2 protein-coding genes are annotated in these 1,644 nt (G+C 69.1%); one reads left to right on the top strand and one right to left on the bottom strand.

Going from position 1 to position 1,644, the window contains the following annotated elements:
* Nucleotides 1–142 precede the first annotated feature (142 nt).
* Nucleotides 143–1,084, top strand: coding sequence for an IS5 family transposase (locus ACWCP0_RS42070; protein WP_451083980.1), 942 nt, complete (start codon nt 143–145; stop codon nt 1,082–1,084).
* On the opposite strand, the gene ACWCP0_RS42065 is transcribed toward ACWCP0_RS42070, so the two are convergent.
* The gene (locus ACWCP0_RS42065) at nt 1,056–1,526 is read right to left on the bottom strand and encodes a hypothetical protein (protein WP_451083979.1); all 471 of its coding nucleotides are present in this window, start codon (nt 1,524–1,526) and stop codon (nt 1,056–1,058) included. The genes ACWCP0_RS42070 and ACWCP0_RS42065 overlap by 29 nt on opposite strands.
* Nucleotides 1,527–1,644: the final 118 nt, after the last annotated feature.

The raw sequence follows: 1,644 nt of genomic DNA, 5'->3' as shown, positions 1-1,644 counted from the left end.
AGACGCCATCCGCTTATCGATTACGGGGCTGGCCTGGTCGAACAAGGTTCCTGATCGGGTGATCGCGTGAGGGCCGACGCATGGCAGCAGGGCCTCTTGGTAGTTCGGGGGTGCGATCCCAACCGAGTACCAGGAGGCCCTGTTGCCGCAGTCTTTCGCGTCCGCCTGCGTGGAGTCCAACTCGCTGCCACCGTCGTGTGACTGTCTCGCGCACAGGTTCGGCAACGCGGCGGACGGGCCGGACCGCACCCCGAGTTATGGCTCCGACATGACGGAGGCGGAGTGGCGGGTCGTGCGGCCGTTGCTTCCGGTTCCGGCCTGGCTGGAGGGGCGGGGCGGGCGGCCGGAGGGCTATTGCCACCGCGTAATGCTCGACGCGGTGCGCTATGTCGTGGACAGCGGCGTGAAGTGGGTCAACCTGCCCGCGGACTTCCCGCCGTATCGGCGCGTGCATGCCTTCGCCCGCCGCTGGCAGGTCACGGGTCTGCTCGCTGAACTCCACGACCGGCTGCGCGACCGCGTCCGGGAGAAGGAAGGCCGCTTGCCGGACCCGACGGCCGCGATCGTGGACTCCCAGTCGGTGCGGGCGGCGGTGAACATCCCGCGCTCGACCTCCGGCTGGGACGGCGGCAAGAAGGTGGGCGGCCGCAAACGGCACCTGGTGGTGGACTGCCTCGGGCTGGTCCTGGCCGTCGCGGTGACCGCGGCAAGCGTCCAGGACCGCGACGCCGCTGTCCCGCTGCTTCAGCGGCTGCGACGGCAGTACTTCTCCATCCGACTGGTGTGGGCGGACGGCGGCTATGCCGGCCAGCTCGTCGACTGGGCCCGCGAGAAGCCCCGGCTCACCCTTCAGATCGTCAAACGCACCGATGACACAGCGGGGTTCGTGGTGCTGCCGCGCAGGTGGGTGGTGGAAAGGACGCTGAGCTGGCTGATGCGTTCACGTCGCCTGGTGCGCGACTACGAGACGCTGCCGGCCATGCACGAAGCCATGGTGCTGTGGTCGATGACCATGCTCATGAGCGGTCGTCTGGCCGGACGCCACCCGGCCGGCTTCAGACGGCCGGCACCACGAGAGCGGTGAACACTCCCGGCCGCACCTGGAGTGCCCACCCTCGCTCCACCAGGCGTTTCGCCTTCGATCGCAGTCCCTCGACCTTCGCCGGGACGGCCTCCAGTCCCAGCGCGACGGCCAGTTGCTGGCAGCGCATGCCCTCCCGGCACGCTTCCGACTCCAGCACCGACAAGATCCGCTGGTAGTCCGGCGCGAGGGTTGTCGCCGCCATGCCCTTCTCCCGCCGGGGCACCGTCGAACCCGCCACCGCGTTTCCCGTCGGCTCCGTGACCACCGAAGGCGGCTCGGCCAGCACCTCGGTCACTGTCACCCGGGCATCCACCAGCCGCTGAAGCTCGCGCTCCGCCTCACCGAGCGCGGCCTGCACCCGTTCGGCCTCCTCCCGCAAGCGCGTGATCTCCTCCCGGACCCTCTTCTCCCTGGCCTCCAGCAGACCGAGCACCGACGCCACCAGCGACCTCCACGAGCCAGATGAGCGGACGAACCACGCCCATCTCTCCCGCCACGAAAAGGAGTTCATGCCCACCCACTCGAACTAAACGATCACGTTCGGAAAGCGGATGGCGTCT

The organism is Streptomyces sp. NPDC001970 (genome assembly GCF_053594115.1).
Note: the sequence above shows the minus strand (reverse complement) of the source record. Positions and strands in the feature narration are given on the sequence as shown.